Source organism: Verrucosispora sp. SN26_14.1, assembly GCF_004307965.1.
In the GTDB taxonomy this organism is placed as follows: domain Bacteria; phylum Actinomycetota; class Actinomycetes; order Mycobacteriales; family Micromonosporaceae; genus Micromonospora.
Map to the genome: position 1 here is coordinate 1 of NZ_SISL01000619.1, position 2,806 is coordinate 2,806.

Sequence of the window (2,806 nt, forward strand, 5' to 3'; positions counted from 1 at the left end):
GGCGGGTCACCGTGGCCGGCCGGCCACGGTGCCGGGTGACGTCGGGTCAGCCGCCGTTGACCGGGCGGAACCGGTTGACGGAGTGCCGGGCTCGTGCCGCGCGGTTGGTGACCGGCCCGACGGCGTCGAACATCACCCGACCCAGGGTCGCGTGGGCGCGTACCGCCGGGTGGGTGCCGCCGTAGTTGTCCAGGTCGCCGAGGGAGTCGGCGAAGAAGGCGTAGGTCAGCGTCGGCGCGCCGGTCGCGTCGAACATGATGCCGGCCTCGTGCCGGGCCGCGCCGCTCTCGTCGTAGTCCGCACCGTACTTGGTGGCCACCCGGCTGCGTTCCGCCGAGGACATGTCGCGACGGATCCCGTCGTGGTAGCCGTTCACCCAGCGCAGGATGCCCAGCAGGAAGTCGCACGACCGGGTCGACAGCAGGGTCTTGGTGGCCAGCCGCCACAGCAGGTCGTGGGTCTCGCGCGGGGTGGTGACGCCGAGGAAGAAGCGGTTCGGGTTGGCCACCGGCTCGACCCGGGTGTGCGTGAAGCCCTTGGCGGCGAGGATCTCGTTGATCTCCAGTGCCGGCACCACCCGCCCGCACATCCGCACCGACGTGTTGTCGGAGACGAGCAGCATGGCGGTGAGGAAGTTCGCCACGGTGATCTCGTCACCCCAGACGGTGTGCAGGAAGTAGATGCCGCTGCCACCGAGGATGATGTCGCCGGTCAGATCGAGCCGCTGGCCGAGCGCCAGCTCACCCCGGTCGATCTTGTCCATCACCGCCACCGCGACGGCCAGCTTCTGCACGCTGTACCCGTGCGTCACCCGATCGACGTCGTCGGCCACCACGGTCCGCAGCGCACCGGAGTCGTCCACCATCGCCACGTGCGAACGCCACTCACCGCCCGCCCGCGCCTTCTGCTGCCGATAGGTACGCCGGATCAGCGCCTGCGCGGCATCGTGACCGGACGGTGCCGCACCGCCCGACGTACCGGGCGCGGCGGCAGCGCCGCCCGGTGTCGCCACCAGGGCCGCCGCAGCGGCCCCGATCCCGATCGCGGCCCGACGGCTCATCTGCTCGGCCATTGCCACTCCTCTGGTCCGGCGTGCGACCGGCGGGATACCGGCACCGGACACACCCTGCCATACCCGCCCATCTATCGCCGCCCCCTCCTCCAGAGTGGAGCGGATCGGTCGCCGCGAGCCGGCGGGGCTCACCCGACTCGGACGGCCTCGTCGCCGTCGACCGGGAACGCCGTCGCCGTCGGGGTGAGGTACCTCCGCAGGGTGTGCGCGTCCGGGGCGGTGGCGGTCCAGAGGGTGGCCGGGCCGCCGGCCAGTGGCAACCGGGCGACCGTGCCCATGACCGCCGGGGGTACGGACGGCTCGGACGGGTCGACCACGAGCAGCGAGCCGGTGGCGGGTGCGCCGCCGAGCACCGCCGGTCCGGCCCAGCCGGGTGTGTCCGGCCCGACCGCCAGCGACTGCCGCAGCAGGGGCCGGCCCCCGACGTCGACCCGGGTGACGACCTCGGCGTTGCCGGGTGCCTCCTGGTACCGACCGCAGATCAGTTCGTCCCGCCAGCGCAGGGTGCCGCCCTCGGCGACGTCCACCTGGGCGTCGGCCACGTGCGCACAACCCGCCGCCGCGACCAGTTGCTCCGGCAGCCAGTGCAGCGTGGCGTCGGCGGCGACGGTCACCCGGACCAGCATCCGGGAGACCGCGCCGGGGCGGCCGGGCAGGGCGATCGAGGCGGCCACGGTGCGGACGCGGACCACCGCACCGGGGCCCAACTCGACGTCCAGCCGCAGGTCGTCGCCGGCGAGCGGACCGGCCGCACCGCCGACGACGTACACCGTGACGCCACCGTCCGACGCCGGCACCTGGCGCAGCAGCAGCGGGCTCTCCCCGCGCAGCTCCGCCGGCACGGTGCGCCCGTGCCGGTCGGCCCTGGCCACGAGCCGGGCGGTGGCCCGCATCAGGCCTGCCCGGCGGGTACCGGGTGGTCGGCGTGCGCGGTCGCGGCCCGGTGGTGGGCCAACTCGTGCCGGATCCACCCGGCGACCCGGGTGGCCAGCGGATCCTCGGTGATGGACTGGAACACCGTCGGCAGGCTGCCCCGGCGGGCCCGCGCGTCACGGTCCATCACCGACAGGTCGGCGCCGACCATCGGGGCCAGGTCCGTCTTGTTGATCACCAGGAGGTCGGCGGCGGTCACGCCGGGGCCACCCTTGCGCGGCACCTTGTCCCCGCCGGCCACGTCGACCACGAAGATCTGCCGGTCCACCAGACCTCGGCTGAAGGTGGCGGTCAGGTTGTCCCCGCCGCTCTCCACCAGCACGAGGTCCAGCGGGCCCAGCGCCTCGGCCAACTCGTCGACCGCGTCGAGGTTGGCACCGATGTCGTCACGGATGGCGGTGTGCGGGCAGCAGCCGGTCTCCACGGCCCGGATCCGGTCCGGGTCGAGTACCCCGGCCCGCTTGAGGAAGTCGGCGTCCTCGGTGGTGTAGATGTCGTTGGTCACCACCGCCAGCCGCAACTCGTCGGCGAAGGCCCGGCACAGCGCGGCGACCAGCGCCGTCTTGCCGGAGCCGACCGGACCGCCGATGCCGACCCGGAGCGCCCGCGACGCGGCGGGCAGCGGGGCGTGCGGGTCTACTCCGGGTTCCGGGTGGGTGTGGGGAACGGACTCGTCGTGCTCGGTCTCAGGACGCAAAGAGACGCACCTCCCAGGTGGCGTGGACTTCGGCATGGATGTCGGCGAGCGGAGCGGCGGCGGCCGGCAGTCGCTCCGGTGGTTCCTCGGCGGCCCGCGCCGCC

General features: G+C 73.9%; 3 protein-coding genes. All 3 read right to left on the minus strand.

Going from position 1 to position 2,806, the window contains the following annotated elements:
* Positions 1-46 precede the first annotated feature (46 nt).
* The 3 genes from EYA84_RS30015 to ureG all read right to left on the minus strand — a co-directional run bounded on the left by EYA84_RS30015 (position 47) and on the right by ureG (position 2,702).
* Positions 47-1,072 carry a serine hydrolase gene (locus tag EYA84_RS30015; RefSeq protein WP_131057512.1) on the minus strand — a complete coding sequence of 342 codons (1,026 nt, stop codon included), beginning with the start codon at positions 1,070-1,072 and terminating at the stop codon, positions 47-49.
* Positions 1,073-1,200: 128 nt separating this feature from the next.
* On the minus strand, positions 1,201-1,965 hold the full coding sequence (locus tag EYA84_RS30020) for an urease accessory protein UreD (protein ID WP_131057514.1): 765 nt from the start codon (positions 1,963-1,965) through the stop codon (positions 1,201-1,203).
* Positions 1,965-2,702 (minus strand): urease accessory protein UreG, encoded by a 738-nt coding sequence (gene ureG, locus EYA84_RS30025; protein ID WP_131057516.1) that lies wholly within the window; start codon positions 2,700-2,702, stop codon positions 1,965-1,967. The genes EYA84_RS30020 and ureG overlap by 1 nt, the downstream gene beginning before the upstream one ends.
* Between the last annotated feature and the right edge of the window lie 104 nt (positions 2,703-2,806).